The organism is Parasynechococcus marenigrum WH 8102 (genome assembly GCF_000195975.1).
GTDB lineage: Bacteria > Cyanobacteriota > Cyanobacteriia > PCC-6307 > Cyanobiaceae > Parasynechococcus > Parasynechococcus marisnigri.
This window is the reverse complement of record NC_005070.1, coordinates 526,262-538,824: the sequence shown is the minus strand read 5'-3', so window position 1 is coordinate 538,824 and position 12,563 is coordinate 526,262. Positions and strand designations below refer to the sequence as shown.

At 64.3% G+C, this 12,563-nt stretch carries 17 protein-coding genes; 7 read left to right on the top strand and 10 right to left on the bottom strand.

Annotation, left to right across the window (positions count from 1 at the left end; all coding sequences use genetic code 11):
- Positions 1–86 precede the first annotated feature (86 nt).
- Positions 87–401, bottom strand: a complete 315-nt coding sequence (gene kaiB / locus TX72_RS02660; RefSeq protein ID WP_011127418.1) for a circadian clock protein KaiB — start codon at positions 399–401, stop codon at positions 87–89.
- The gene (locus tag TX72_RS02655) at positions 398–1,288 is read right to left on the bottom strand and encodes a circadian clock protein KaiA (RefSeq protein ID WP_011127417.1); all 891 of its coding nucleotides are present in this window, start codon (positions 1,286–1,288) and stop codon (positions 398–400) included. The genes kaiB and TX72_RS02655 overlap by 4 nt, the downstream gene beginning before the upstream one ends.
- 130 nt (positions 1,289–1,418) lie before the next feature.
- Between TX72_RS02655 and rplU the strand changes: the two genes are divergently transcribed.
- Together rplU and rpmA are read left to right on the top strand one after the other, a co-directional pair.
- Complete coding sequence (rplU, locus tag TX72_RS02650) at positions 1,419–1,832, top strand: 50S ribosomal protein L21 (protein WP_011127416.1); 414 nt, start codon at positions 1,419–1,421, stop codon at positions 1,830–1,832.
- 44 nt (positions 1,833–1,876) lie between these two features.
- Positions 1,877–2,143, top strand: a complete 267-nt coding sequence (gene rpmA / locus TX72_RS02645; RefSeq protein WP_011127415.1) for a 50S ribosomal protein L27 — start codon at positions 1,877–1,879, stop codon at positions 2,141–2,143.
- Positions 2,144–2,212: 69 nt separating this feature from the next.
- On the opposite strand, the gene TX72_RS02640 is transcribed toward rpmA, so the two are convergent.
- Positions 2,213–2,968 (bottom strand): class I SAM-dependent methyltransferase, encoded by a 756-nt coding sequence (locus TX72_RS02640; RefSeq protein ID WP_011127414.1) that lies wholly within the window; start codon positions 2,966–2,968, stop codon positions 2,213–2,215.
- Between the two features lie 55 nt (positions 2,969–3,023).
- Between TX72_RS02640 and truB the strand changes: the two genes are divergently transcribed.
- The 3 genes from truB to TX72_RS13090 all read left to right on the top strand — a co-directional run bounded on the left by truB (position 3,024) and on the right by TX72_RS13090 (position 4,975).
- Positions 3,024–3,899, top strand: a complete 876-nt coding sequence (gene truB, locus TX72_RS02635; protein ID WP_011127413.1) for a tRNA pseudouridine(55) synthase TruB — start codon at positions 3,024–3,026, stop codon at positions 3,897–3,899.
- 38 nt (positions 3,900–3,937) lie between these two features.
- Positions 3,938–4,690, top strand: coding sequence for a YebC/PmpR family DNA-binding transcriptional regulator (locus TX72_RS02630; protein ID WP_011127412.1), 753 nt, complete (start codon positions 3,938–3,940; stop codon positions 4,688–4,690).
- Positions 4,691–4,801: 111 nt separating this feature from the next.
- On the top strand, positions 4,802–4,975 hold the full coding sequence (locus tag TX72_RS13090) for a Nif11 family protein (protein ID WP_011127411.1): 174 nt from the start codon (positions 4,802–4,804) through the stop codon (positions 4,973–4,975).
- Between the two features lie 16 nt (positions 4,976–4,991).
- On the opposite strand, the gene TX72_RS02625 is transcribed toward TX72_RS13090, so the two are convergent.
- Genes TX72_RS02625 through TX72_RS02615 form a run of 3 tightly spaced genes read right to left on the bottom strand, consistent with a single transcriptional unit; the run spans position 4,992 to position 7,401 of the window.
- Positions 4,992–5,255 carry a hypothetical protein gene (locus TX72_RS02625; protein ID WP_011127410.1) on the bottom strand — a complete coding sequence of 88 codons (264 nt, stop codon included), beginning with the start codon at positions 5,253–5,255 and terminating at the stop codon, positions 4,992–4,994.
- A 21-nt stretch (positions 5,256–5,276) separates the two neighbouring features.
- The gene (locus TX72_RS02620) at positions 5,277–6,059 is read right to left on the bottom strand and encodes a glucosamine-6-phosphate deaminase (protein WP_225867726.1); all 783 of its coding nucleotides are present in this window, start codon (positions 6,057–6,059) and stop codon (positions 5,277–5,279) included.
- Between the two features lie 13 nt (positions 6,060–6,072).
- Positions 6,073–7,401: a SpoIID/LytB domain-containing protein gene (locus TX72_RS02615; RefSeq protein ID WP_011127408.1), complete on the bottom strand. Its 1,329-nt coding sequence runs from the start codon at positions 7,399–7,401 to the stop codon at positions 6,073–6,075.
- A gap of 81 nt (positions 7,402–7,482) precedes the next feature.
- Between TX72_RS02615 and rnz the strand changes: the two genes are divergently transcribed.
- Together rnz and psbV are read left to right on the top strand one after the other, a co-directional pair.
- On the top strand, positions 7,483–8,442 hold the full coding sequence (rnz, locus tag TX72_RS02610) for a ribonuclease Z (protein ID WP_011127407.1): 960 nt from the start codon (positions 7,483–7,485) through the stop codon (positions 8,440–8,442).
- A 74-nt stretch (positions 8,443–8,516) separates the two neighbouring features.
- The gene (gene psbV / locus TX72_RS02605; RefSeq protein WP_042503023.1) at positions 8,517–9,029 is read left to right on the top strand and encodes a photosystem II cytochrome c-550; all 513 of its coding nucleotides are present in this window, start codon (positions 8,517–8,519) and stop codon (positions 9,027–9,029) included.
- Positions 9,030–9,038: 9 nt separating this feature from the next.
- Here the strand turns inward: psbV and TX72_RS02600 are convergent, their stop codons facing one another.
- The 4 genes from TX72_RS02600 to serA all read right to left on the bottom strand — a co-directional run bounded on the left by TX72_RS02600 (position 9,039) and on the right by serA (position 12,502).
- Positions 9,039–9,500, bottom strand: coding sequence for a DUF8632 family protein (locus TX72_RS02600; RefSeq protein ID WP_404824905.1), 462 nt, complete (start codon positions 9,498–9,500; stop codon positions 9,039–9,041).
- A gap of 70 nt (positions 9,501–9,570) precedes the next feature.
- The gene (locus tag TX72_RS02595) at positions 9,571–9,870 is read right to left on the bottom strand and encodes a ferredoxin (RefSeq protein ID WP_006043345.1); all 300 of its coding nucleotides are present in this window, start codon (positions 9,868–9,870) and stop codon (positions 9,571–9,573) included.
- 158 nt (positions 9,871–10,028) lie between these two features.
- On the bottom strand, positions 10,029–10,916 hold the full coding sequence (gene prmA, locus TX72_RS02590; protein WP_042503013.1) for a 50S ribosomal protein L11 methyltransferase: 888 nt from the start codon (positions 10,914–10,916) through the stop codon (positions 10,029–10,031).
- On the bottom strand, positions 10,916–12,502 hold the full coding sequence (serA, locus tag TX72_RS02585) for a phosphoglycerate dehydrogenase (RefSeq protein ID WP_011127403.1): 1,587 nt from the start codon (positions 12,500–12,502) through the stop codon (positions 10,916–10,918). The genes prmA and serA overlap by 1 nt, the downstream gene beginning before the upstream one ends.
- Between the last annotated feature and the right edge of the window lie 61 nt (positions 12,503–12,563).

The following is a 12,563-nucleotide window of genomic DNA, read 5'->3' as shown; positions in this document are numbered from 1 at the left end:
GGAGAGGAGAGTGATCACCATCTGGCTTAAGAATCCGTTGGCGAATCCGGCGTCGACGTGTCGTTCTGCTCATCGACAGCATCCATCTAGCCGGAACTGAAGGCGTTGTCGGCCAATTCGTCGTACAGCAGATCGAGGCCGATCAGCACCCGCTCACGATCCGACAGATCACCGATGATGCGGCGCACCGGCGGCGGAAGGATCTTCGAAAGGGTGGGAGTAGCAAGGATCTTGTCTTCCTCAGCAAGCTGGGGATTTTTGAGAACGTCAATCACCTTCAGGGCGTAAACGCCGCGGAACTCGGTTTCAAGGATGTTGCGCAGCGTTTTGAGGGCACGCATCGAATTCGGCGTGTTTCCGGCGACGTAGAGCTTGAGGATGTAGGTCTTGCGTGGGCTCATGACGACACCTCTGGGGCATCCGGCAGATCAGCCTCCCGTCGGTGTCGACCAGAGGCCAAACCGGAAAGCGGAATGTCCGGCGGGATGGAGCGCCGGTACATCTCACACAAATGGGCCATCACATCGAGAAGCGCAAGGCGGTAATCCTGAAGAAATTCGCTCTTGTTCCCTTCAAGCCGCAGCTGCTTCCAGAACTCATCGATCTGATCAACGTGAATGTCGACGGTTCTGGTGATCGGCAGATCACTGAAAAAGGCGGTGTTGACAAAACTCTCCAGCGCCTGGTTTGACGCGGCAGGGTCGCTGAAATAACTGATCAGCAGATCGCGGTAGGTGCGCTGCAGCGACTCCAGCAACTCGCGCCGTTCCTCGGTGGGAAGGCTGCCGAGAAAGCGAGATGGATCCCGCTTGTAGAAGACCCCGAGGTACCCGAGCCGTTCCTGCAAACGGCGGGACAACTTGTCGACAGATGCCAATCCATCGTCGTCAGATCGACCATCGGCACGTCCCTGGCGCAGAAAGCGTGAGATGGCGGCATCAACCGTGTAGCCCAGCTGCGCCAGCTGATCTTCGGCGAGATGCAGCTCCTCGGCGTGGTAGTCCACATGGCCCTTCATCTCACCCACCACAACGGCGGGGAACAACAGCCCTCGGCCGAGCAGCTGGTCGCGACTGCTGGCATCCAGCAGCTGCTGCTCCACCACCACCGCGTCGATCTCCTCCTGCTGGGCCTCGAGGGTGCTGACCAGATCCAGCTGCTCCTGCCCCTGATGAGGTCCGCTTAGGACGATGGAGTGGTATCGCGTGTCCGGCAACCACTGCTGACAGGCATCCACCAGATTCGGTGTGGTGAGCAGCAAGGCAATCGTGAGGCCCGGCCTGGCCATCAGGCGGTCAGGAGATCAATGTTCCTGAATGTTGACGACAGGGACCTCGATGATCGAAGATCTTTGTTTGTCTTTCGATTGCGGTTCAGGCTGAATCGGTTTTGACCGAGCCTGACCGTGTCTTTTACCCATGGCTGACACCAAAACCGCCACTCCCGCCACAGACGCGGAAGAAGCGACCGCCACCCCCCCTGCTGCAGCGCCTTCTTCTGAGGCCTACGCCATCGTCGAAGCCTCCGGCACACAGATGTGGGTCCAGGCCAACCGCTATTACGACGTTGATCGGCTTCACGCTGAAGTCGACGAGACCATCAAGCTCGAAAACGTTCTGATGGTGAAGGATTCCAAGGGAACCACCCTTGGACAGCCCTTTGTCAAAGACGCCACGGTGGCCCTGAAGGTGATGGCCCATCGCCGGGGTCCCAAGGTGATCGTGTACAAAATGCGCCCGAAAAAGAAGACGCGGCGCAAGAATGGCCACAGACAGGAACTCACCCGAGTGATGGTTGAATCCATCACCGTGGGCGGCAAGGCCATCAGCTGACCCTCCCGGTTCTCCCGCACCGCCCTCCATCCCTTTTCCACCCCATGGCACATAAGAAAGGCACAGGCTCCACACGCAACGGTCGCGATTCCAATGCCAAGCGCCTTGGCGTGAAGGCCTATGGCGGCGAAACCGTCACCGCCGGTTCGATCCTGATCCGTCAGCGCGGCACCTCGGTTCTGCCTGGCATCAACGTGGGCATCGGCAAGGACGACACCCTGTTTGCCCTCACCGCTGGCGTGGTGAAGTTCGAAACCATTCGCCGCGGCCTGCGCAACCGCAAACGGATCAACATCACTGCAGCTGTCTGACGTTCACCGTCGTAGCCTCAAATCCATGAGCCCCAGAACCTGCAGGTATCTGGGGCTTTTGAATGGCGCCTACGCAATCGGCCGATACAGGCGTGCTGTGATCAATAACTGGTGAAATACCTCAAGGAACCGTCCCTGCAAGGTGGTGAAGAACTGATCAACCAGCTGCGGATCATCGAAGTGGAAGGGATATTCGCCGTCGTGCCCCTTGAAGAAGTACCAATTCAGCAACGCCGTGGCATCGGACGCCATGCGCTGATGAAACGCCTGCAGCTGTGCGGAAGGATCGGGCAGATGTTCCAGTACATCAAGGCAAACCACCGTGTCGAAACGCACCTCACCGGTGGACTCCAGATCCCGATGCACCGAGAGCTTGTCGGACAGGCCAAGAGCAGCCGCCCGTTGCTCGACAAAAGCCTGGTTGTGAGGGTTCAGATCGACGAACCAGACGTGATCCACCTGGGGTAGTGCCGCCGCCGAGAGGGCATGGGTGCCGATGCCGCCACCAAAGTCGAGCACCTGACCCCGGGCGGTCATCCCCTGCAGTCGCAGGGTGTCGGCGATGTAGTCAGCACTGCTGAGGTGCCAGGCCGCCAGCTCAAGCAGATGGCCCGTCCCCACCGTGTCCTCGTAGAAGGTCGTGGCGTCCTCCGGTCGGAAGGCACCCGGGTGCAGATCCGCCAGATCATCCGTGCTGCTGGGCAAGCGCTGCTCCACCTGCTCGAGCGACAGCTCCAAATATCGGCTGAGGTGCTGCTTCACAGCCAGGCCGTCCTCCAGAAACGAGGACACATCCACATCTCGGCTGCTGCGGAGCTGGGGCATGGCGTCGAAGGACCGTTGGGATGCAACAGTCTGGGGTCACGACGACCACCCCCCTTTGGACGGCCCCTTCGGCTTCGTGGTGATCGACAAACCCGCCGGCCACACCTCCCACAGCTGCGTCAGCCGTCTACGGCGCTGCTATGGCCTCAAACGGGTGGGCCACGGCGGCACCCTGGACCCTGCGGTGACAGGGGTTCTGCCGATCGCCCTCGGCCCCGCCACGCGGTTGCTGCCCTACCTCCCCGGGGACAAGACTTACCGGGGGGTGATCCAGCTCGGCAGCATCACCAGCAGCGACGACCTGGAGGGGGAGCTGCTGCGCCAGGCCCCCTGGCCCGACCTCCAGCCCGAGGAGCTGGAGGTCGCCCTTGCCCCGTTCCGTGGCCCGATCCAGCAACGCCCTCCCCAGGTATCGGCCGTTCATGTGGACGGCGAACGGGCCCACGCCCGCGCCCGGAGAGGGGAACAGATGGTCCTGCCGCCGCGGCCGGTGACCATCCATCGCCTCCAGCTGTTGCACTGGGACCCCAACCAGGGACAGCTGACCCTGGAGGTGCACTGCTCCGCCGGCACCTACATCCGCTCCCTCGCCAGGGATCTCGGCGAGCAACTGGGCTGCGGAGGCTGCCTGGCCCAGCTGCGCCGCACCCAGGCCCTCGGCTTCTTGGAATCCCAGGCCCAGGCCCTGCCGGAGGCGGACGCCACACCACCGCCCCCCCTGTCACCGCTGCTGGCCCTGGAGCACCTGCCCCGCCGTCAGCTCACTGACAGCGAGGAGGCCGACTGGCGCTGCGGCCGGCGACTCAGCCTGGACCCAGGCCCAGGCGACGCCGTGGTGGTCTGCAACGCCGACGGCAGCATGGCGGGCATCGGCCTGCGCCAGGAGGACGATCAACTGCAGCCCAAGGTGGTGTTTGATGCCAGCGGCTAGGTCCGTACGTCACCATCGGTGCAGGGTGCGCAGGAGCGATGGCCGGCCACAGCAAATGGTCACAGATCAAACGCACCAAGGCCGTCGTTGACGCCAAACGGGGTGCGGTGTTCACCCGCCTCGGCCGCGAGATCATGGTGGCGGCACGGGATGGGGCGGACCCATCCGGAAACTTTCAGCTGCGCACAGCGATCAGCAAGGCCAAAGCCGCCGGGGTTCCTGCCGGCAACATCGAGCGGGCCATCGCCAAAGGCTCCGGCCAGGGGGGCGACGGCAGCCAGCTGGAGGAGGTGCGTTACGAGGGCTATGGCCCTGCCGGCATGGCCGTGCTGGTGGAAGCCCTCACGGACAACCGCAATCGCACAGCGGCCGATCTGCGACTGGCCTTCAGCAAGAACGGCGGCAACCTCGGTGAAAGTGGCTGCGTCGCTTACCTGTTCACGCACCGCAGCGAAGTGAGCATCCAGGCCACGGCTGCCGATGAGGATCGGCTGCTGGAAAGCCTGCTGGAACTCGACGCCGACGGCTATGAGCTGCTCGAGGACGGCACCGCGACTGTTCATGGACCCTTCACCACCCTGGAGGCCCTGCAGGACGGCCTGCGTCAGCAGGGCTGGACCGTGCGGGAATGGGGCCACAGCTGGTCAGCCCTGACCAGCGTTGAGATCAGCGAGATCGACACCGCCCGCCAGTGCCTCAAGTTGCTGGATGCCCTCGACGGACTGGACGACGTGCGCAGCGTCAACGCCAACCTGAACTTTGATCAAGATCTGGAGCTGCAAGCTTCATAGAGCGCAAGCAAACGCAACACGCTGTGTGGGAATCCGGATCAAATCTGTTGTGTTCGGGAGCACACAACACCAGCAGCTAGGCCGGAAACATCCCTTCCGGAGACGCGATCCATGTCGATGAAGCAGCTGGAGACGTTCATGTCCCGAGTGCAGAGCAACGACAACATCCGTGATGAGGTGCAACGCTGCGGCAAGGACAACTCCTGTGTGGTGAAAGTGGCTGCCCGCCACGGCCACAAGTTCTCCCCCGCCAGCCTCAGCCGCTGGCAGAAGGACCACGGCTGATCCGGTCAACGCAGGGTCACATCCCCCGATCGGGGGATGTCGAGTTGTCGTCGTCCGTCTGGCGGATCATTCGGGCCAGCATCTGCAGCTTGGCGTTTTCAGATTCGGAGGCGCGGCTGGCCATCCAGGCACTGGCGGCCTTCTGCTGCGCGAGCTGCTGCACCAATCCCAGCGCCGCCTCCCGCAGCTGCTCAATGTCTTGGCAATCCTGAATGAAGCGCGTCCAGCGCTCCGCTTCAAAGCTCTGCTCGAGGCGGCGTTCCACGGGATCGATGCTCATCGAAGCGACGCTTTCAGGCGTTCAAACTAGGGAGAGCGAGAGGGCGTCCGCATCGGCCCAGAGGGTCACCCGGGGATGCTCCAGCAACCAACTGGCCGGTAATGCCGGATCGGGCTGATCCATGGCCAGCAGTCGGCCAAGGATCGGCGCTTTCTCACGGCCGGTGACCACCAGATGGATCTGCTCAGCCGCCAGGATCTCCTTGAGCCCCAGGGTGATGGCCCGGACGGGCACCGCCTCGGGATCACCACTGAACAGGCCAGCGTTCTGGCGTCGCGTCGCATCCGAGAGCTCCACCACCCGGCAGGCCTGCTCCCGACCGCAGGGGGGTTCGTTGAAACCCACATGGCCATTGCTGCCCAGCCCCAGCAGCTGCACCCCGATGCCGCCCTGTTCGTTCAGCGCGGCTTGAAACGTCAGGGCGGCAGCATCGGCATCGGCGGCCTGTCCATCGGGTAACTGCAAGGCCCCCTTCGGAAGAGACAGGGGGCGTCCGAGCTGGGCGTTCATGAAGCTCCGGTAACTGCGCGGATCACCGGCTGACAGCCCCAGGTACTCATCCAGATTGAAGCTGCACCAGCTCCGCCGCAGGGCTGCGAGATCGCCTGAGGGCCAGCCCAGCAGGCGCTCCACTAACGCGGCATACAGCGGCTCCATCGTGCGTCCGGTGGCCAACCCCAGAGGCCGACGGGCCGAGGGACCCTCCAGGTTCAGGCGCAGAGCCTGCTCCAGCTCGTCCACCAGCCTTGAGCACAACGCCACAGCGGAGCTCGGCGGATCCGGATCGATGAAGAAGGAGGGCAACAGCAGCGCTGAATCAACCCCTCCAAGCTGGCGCCGATGGCCAGGCCTGCGCCACCGCTGAATCGTGATGGGGTTGATAGGGCATCACATCAGCCCCCCGGTAGTAATGGCTCAGGATCGTGCGGAAGTCAGCGCCCTGGCGGGCCAGGCCGTTGGCCCCCCACTGACTCATCCCCACGCCATGGCCATGGCCCTGGCCCGTCACCAGCAGTTGCATCCCTGGCACCACATGCCGGCGCTGCCGGCCATGCCCCCCCAGCAGCGATGGGCGAGGACTGGCCACCGCTGCCGTGAGCTGGGCCAGGCGGGAGCGACCGCGAACCGGCCTTGCTTGTAGGGCTGGCAGGGGTTCAGGGGGTGCCGGTGCCGTGGCCTGAACCATCTCAAAGCTCACCAAGGTGCTCTTGAGACCCAGACGGCGCCGGAGATCTGCGCCGCTGAGCAGCAACGACCCCCGCGGCCCCTGCAGCCGCGCCTGCCGCACCCGTCCACTGGCAGTGCGGCTCAGCACATCAACCGCATTCACACCACCGGTTTCCGGCAACCGTTGGCGGAGACCCTCCAGATCGAACCGCTCCTGCCAGCGATGCATCGGACTGTGCTGGTCGTGGTCCGGCACGCTCACCAGGTAGGGGAGCTGGTTGCGCCAGACCATGCCGCTGGCCTCCGTGACGCCACCGGAACTGCTGTGGAACACAGCATTGATCAACTTGCCCCCATGCACCAGCACCAGGGAGCGGGTGCTGGCGACAGCCTTGCGGGTACTCGGGGTTTCGGACTCGACGCCGAGATACACCTGGCTAGACACCGTGGCCTTCAGGTCCCAGCCCCCCCCGCGGCTGCGTTGCTGCAGGGCATAGGTGCGCGCAGCAACAGCCTGAGCCTGCAGGGCAGCCAGCGGCCATTGATGGGGCATCTCACTGCCCACCACACTCATCAGGTACGCCTCGATGCCGAGGGCGTTGACGGCCCTGAGCTGACCGCCGCGGCCGCTGAGGCGCAACTCGCCCCGGTAACGGCGCTGCCCCAGCCAGATGCCCCGGGGATCATTGGAAGTCACCCGAAGCAGGCTGCTGGCCGGAAGTCGTAGCTGCTCGCCATCCAGCTCCGCCACCAGCGCTCCGCCGCGCAAACGCAGCACAAACCGCCGCAACGAGCGGCGTCCCCCCGGCAGACCACGCACCTCAAACAACTGCTCGCCATCGGCCCGCAGGGCCAGGCGCGAGCCTTCCTGCACCAGCACGCGCATCTGCGGCTCTCGCCCGAGGGGAACAGCAGCTGGCGGAGCGACAGCGCTGACGACGGCACAGCCCATCAGGGCGACGATCGGAGCGAAACGCACGCAACACCAGAACTTGCCCTAGTGTGACTTGAGTGTTCAGGGCCAGCAAGATGGCAGCATGGCGCTTGAGGATCAGCGGCCGTGCAGGTCACCTTTCTCGGTACCAGTTCCGGAGTGCCCACGCGGGCGCGCAACGTCTCCGCCGTGGCGCTGCGTCTGCCCCAGCGATCGGAGATGTGGCTGTTCGACTGTGGCGAGGGCACCCAGCATCAGTTTCTGCGCAGCGATCTGCGCCTGTCGCAGCTGCGGCGGGTCTTTGTCACCCACATGCATGGTGATCACGTCTTCGGGCTGCCGGGATTGCTGGCCAGCCTGGGATTGTCCGGCTCCTGCCAGGACGGGGTGGATCTCTACGGCCCTGACCCGCTCGAGTCGTTTCTGAAGGGTGCGCTGAACACCAGCTCCACCCGCATCGGCTATCCGCTTCAGGTGCACCGCTCACGGCCGGCGGCTGAGCAGGGAACGCTGCTGTTCGAAGACGACGAGCTCACCGTGCGCTGCACCCCCCTGACCCACCGGGTGCCCGCTTACGCCTACCGGGTGGACCAAAAGCCCCTGGCGGGTCGGTTCGACATCGACAAAGCCCGGTCCCTCGGCATTCCGCCAGGGCCGGTGTATGCACAGCTGAAGCGGGGGGAGAGCGTCACCCTGGAGGACGGCCGCGTGATCGACGGCACCACCCTCTGCGGACCGGAGCGACCGGGGGTGAGCGTGATGATCTGCACCGACACCGTGTTCTGCGACGCCGCCGTTGAGCTGGCCCGAGGCGTGGATCTGCTCATCCATGAATCGACCTTCGCCCACGCTGAGGCGGAGATGGCCTTCCAGAAACAGCACTCCACCAGCACCATGGCGGCCCAGACCGCAGCTGAAGCCGGGGTGGGACAGCTGGCGATCACCCATCTCAGTCCCCGTTATGTGCCGGGCAACCCGGTCAGCCCCGACGACCTGTTGAAGGAAGCGCAGGCGATCTTCCCCAACACGGTCCTGGCCAAGGACTTCCTCAGCCTGGATGTGAAACCCTGCTGCAACAGTTCGTGATTCCGCCGCAGACGGCCAACTTGCCGTGATACAAGGGCTTGGTGCGGTTTGTCCGTCAATCCCCGGCGTCCTTCATGGCCTCTCTTTTCTCCACACTGCAGCGATCCCTGAAGGGACTCCTCATCCTGGTTCCCGTGCTGATCGGGCTGGTGTTGGCGTCCCCGGCAGAGGCGGTTCGATGGGATGCCGAGACCCTCACCGTTCCTGGCAACCCTGAGGGCACTCAGGTGACCTTCAGCGAGCAAGAGATCAACACCGGCCGAAAGGTGTTCAACACAAGCTGCGGCACCTGCCACGCCGGTGGCATCACCAAGACCAACCAGAACGTGGGCCTCGATCCCGAGACCCTGGCCCTGGCCACACCGGCACGCGACAACGTCGATGCCCTGGTGGACTACATGAAGGACCCCACCTCCTATGACGGCGAATACAGCATTGCCGACCTGCACCCGAGCATGCGCGATGCCGAGCTCTATCCCGCCATGCGCGATCTCACCGATGAGGAACTGCGCCTGATGGCCGGATACATCCTGGTAGCTCCCAAGGTTCAGGGCACCGCCTGGGGCGGCGGCAAGATCTACTTCTGATTGCGACCATCAATCGGATTCACTCACCCCAGTGGCTTTAGGGCCGCTGGGGTTTTCTGTTGGCTCAGCAGGGGAAGGAGGAAGGAGATTGGGCGGCTCCATCGAGCGGGGATGGCGGCTGTACCACCATTCCTGAAGCTCACGGCTGAACCGCACCGAAAACAGCGTCAGCACCGTGGCGGTGGGCCGGGAGCCCGGCTGAAGCAATTCAACGGCATAGGAGGGGCAACGCCGCGCCGCCAGGTCCGGAACAAAGCGACGCCCCACCCGACGCCAGCTGGGCTCCTTGCTGTGCCAGGCCAACCGACAACAGGGCCAGGGCAACTCCTCACGATCGAACAGGCGACAGCAGGGGCCGATCACGCGGAAGCTGTACTGCCCCCCGGGGCTGGTGTGAATGCTGCCGGCGTCCAGCAGTTCCTCGACATCGGGACGGATCACGGCGACAGCGGGATGGTCAGGGTCATGCAAGGGTGCTGAGCAACAAAAAACCACCCCCGCAGGGGTGGTTGAAGTGAAAACCCGATATCGGGTGAAGGGCTCAATAGAGCTCTTCCTCGGCGTGGGTCTTAATGGTGCAGTCGGAGGTGGGGTAAGCCACGCAGGTGAGCACGAAACCGGCTTCGATCTGGTCGTCGTCCAGGAAGCTCTGGTCGGACTGATCGACGGTGCCAGCGGTGATCTTGCCGGCGCAGGTGGAGCAAGCGCCAGCGCGGCAGGAGTAGGGCAGGTCGATGCCCTGCTCTTCAGCAGCGTCGAGGATGTACTGGTCGTCGGGCACTTCGATGGTCTTGTTGAGACCTTCGCTCTCGCTGACCAGGGTGACCTTGTAGGAAGCCATGACTTGGTGAATGCGTACAGGGTCCCGGTTGGCCGGTCCTGCAGGACCGCACTTATCTACTGCAGACAAGGGGTAATCAAGCGGGTTCTGGGCCTGCGACCGATGAGGTCCAATCGGAGACCATCCACTGATAAGCCTGGCTTATTGCTTTTGAGGCCTCAACGGCGCTGAATCTCGAGCAGGCCCCAACGGCCCTGGGAGCCCCGTGCCGACACCCGCCAGCCCAGATCCCCCAGCACCTGCTCCAGCCTGGGGGCCTGGTCCACCAGCAGGCCACTCAGCAGCGCACGACCCTCAGGGGCCACCAGAGCCTCGAATCCTGGAGCCAGCGCTTCGATCACCGGCGCCAGGATATTGCACAGCAAGAGATCGGCCCGACGCCCCTCCAGCAGGTGCTGCAGGGCCTCCACCGATCCCAGGCTCACCTTCAGCAGATCGGCGGGGCGTCCGTTGAGCTCGCGATTGTCGCCCGTGGCCCGCACCGCCAGGGAATCGGTGTCGGCCGCCACCACGGCCGTGGCTCCCAATCCCAGGGCCGCCAACCCCAGCACCCCGCTGCCGCAACCCAGATCCGCCACAAGGGCGCCGACGGGTGGAGCTTTCTCCAGCGCCTCGAGGCAAAGGCGCGTCGTGGGGTGGCTGCCGGTGCCGAAGGCGCTGCCGGGATCCATGCGGATCACCAGCCGTTCGCCGTGCTCGGGTGGCACCTCCAGCCAGGCCGGCAGGATCAGCAGCCCCTCCCCCACCGGATCCGGCTGCCAGTGCTGCTTCCAGCTCAGGCTCCAGTCCTCATCCGCCACGTCATCCCAGTGGCCCTGCGGCAGCGGTAAGCCGAAGGGTTCCGCCAGGGGCTCCAGACTGGCCAGGAGCTGCTGACGTTCCGCTTCAGGCCATTCCGGCTGCGGCAACCACAGCAACAACTGCTTCCGATCCGGCGTCTCCGGCGCGTGCTGCACCGCATGGCGGTGCAGGCCCAGGTCAGTCAGTTTCCAAACGAGCGACTCCTCCAGCTCAGGAGGACACGCCATCGTCAGACGCCACCACATCAGAGGCTGACCGGATGGGCTTCCTGGATTCCCTCAATCGCGGTGATCGTCTGCAACAAGGCTGCCGGGATGGGGTCATCGATGCTGAGCACCATCACCGCATCGCCGCGGACGATCTTGCGTCCCACCTGCATCGCCGCGATGTTCACGTTGTGCTCGCCGAGCATCGATCCCAGCTGACCGATGATGCCGGGCATGTCCCGGTGACGGGTGAACAGCATGTGACTGCTGGGGGTCACGTTCACCGGGAATTCATCAATGCTGGTGATCCGCAGCTCCCCATCGGCGAACACAGCCCCGGTGACGCTGCGGCTGCCCTGATCACCGCGGCTGATCAGCTGCAGCGAGCCGCCGGCGTAATCACGGCTGGCCTCATCCTTCACCTCCAGCACGCGGATGCCTCGGGCCTTGGCCTCCAACGAAGCATTCACAAAGTTGATGCTGTCCCCCAGCACCGCCCCCAGCAGACCCTTCAGGGAGGCGATCACCAGCGGCTGGGAGGGATGGCTGGCGAAATCCCCCTGCAACCGCAATTCCAACTCCTGAACCTGACCACCGGACAGCTGACTCACCAGGCCGCCGACGGTCTCCGCCAGCTGCAGGTGCGGCTTCAGCCGCTCCATGATCTCGGCACTCAGGCCGGGGATGTTGACGGCACTGCGTGCCGGCAGCCCCAGCAACACATCCCGGATCTGCTCCGCCACATCGATCGCCACATTCTCCTGAGCCTCCTCCGTCGAAGCGCCGAGGTGAGGGGTCAGCACCAACCCGCGCTCCACCGCCCGCAGGGGTGAGTCCTCCGCCAGTGGCTCGCTGGCGTACACATCCAGACCGGCACCAGCGATCACGCCGCCGTTGATGGCCTCAGCGATGGCCGCTTCATCCACCACCCCACCCCGGGCGCAGTTCACGATCCGCGCCGTGGGTTTCATCGTGCGCAGCAGCTCCGCATTCACCAGGTTCTCGGTATCCTTGGTACGGGGGATGTGCAAGGTCACGTAATCCGCCGTGCGGAACAACTCATCCAGTTCGGTGAGCCGCACCTGCATCTGCTGGGCGCGATCAGCAGCAATGAAGGGGTCATAGGCGATCACCTCCATGCCCATGGCCCGGGCGACGCGGGCGACATGGGAGCCGATCTTGCCCAGACCCACCACGCCAAGTGTCTTCTTATAAAGCTCGTTGCCGACGTATTTCTTGCGGTCCCACTTGCCGACCCGCATGCCCGCATGGGCCTGGGGCACGTGCCGCGACAGGGACAGCATCATCGCCAGGGCATGCTCCGCCGCCGCGATGGTGTTGCCCTCAGGGGAATTCACCACCAGCACCCCGCGCTGGGTGGCAGCCGGCACATCGACGTTGTCCACACCGACCCCGGCGCGGCCGATGATCTTGAGCTTGGATGCAGCCGCGATCACCTCGGCGGTCACCTGCGTGCCGGAACGGATCATCAATCCGTCGTAATCACCGATCACGCTGACCAGTTCCTCGGGGGAGAGACCAGGACGCTGGTCCACCTGAGCCACTTGGCTGAGAATGTCGACCCCGGCCTGATCAATCGGGTCGGAAACCAGAACTTTGGACATCGCTGGGCGCGGTACTGCCGCGCCGAACTGTAGTGATCGGCATTCACTGCCCCGGAACTTC

Bases quoted from the DNA above. Each gene is read 5' to 3' on its own strand.
- TX72_RS02655 (WP_011127417.1), bottom strand. From the start codon at position 1,288: ATGGCCAGGCCGGGCCTCACGATTGCCTTGCTGCTCACCACACCGAAT.
- TX72_RS13090 (WP_011127411.1), top strand. From the start codon at position 4,802: ATGTCGATGAAGCAGCTGGAGACGTTCATGTCCCGAGTGCAGAGCAAC.
- TX72_RS02625 (WP_011127410.1), bottom strand. From the start codon at position 5,255: ATGAGCATCGATCCCGTGGAACGCCGCCTCGAGCAGAGCTTTGAAGCG.
- kaiB (WP_011127418.1), bottom strand. From the start codon at position 401: ATGAGCCCACGCAAGACCTACATCCTCAAGCTCTACGTCGCCGGAAAC.
- rpmA (WP_011127415.1), top strand. From the start codon at position 1,877: ATGGCACATAAGAAAGGCACAGGCTCCACACGCAACGGTCGCGATTCC.
- TX72_RS02595 (WP_006043345.1), bottom strand. From the start codon at position 9,870: ATGGCTTCCTACAAGGTCACCCTGGTCAGCGAGAGCGAAGGTCTCAAC.
- rplU (WP_011127416.1), top strand. From the start codon at position 1,419: ATGGCTGACACCAAAACCGCCACTCCCGCCACAGACGCGGAAGAAGCG.
- prmA (WP_042503013.1), bottom strand. From the start codon at position 10,916: ATGTGGTGGCGTCTGACGATGGCGTGTCCTCCTGAGCTGGAGGAGTCG.
- TX72_RS02630 (WP_011127412.1), top strand. From the start codon at position 3,938: ATGGCCGGCCACAGCAAATGGTCACAGATCAAACGCACCAAGGCCGTC.
- TX72_RS02640 (WP_011127414.1), bottom strand. From the start codon at position 2,968: ATGCCCCAGCTCCGCAGCAGCCGAGATGTGGATGTGTCCTCGTTTCTG.
- psbV (WP_042503023.1), top strand. From the start codon at position 8,517: ATGGCCTCTCTTTTCTCCACACTGCAGCGATCCCTGAAGGGACTCCTC.
- serA (WP_011127403.1), bottom strand. From the start codon at position 12,502: ATGTCCAAAGTTCTGGTTTCCGACCCGATTGATCAGGCCGGGGTCGAC.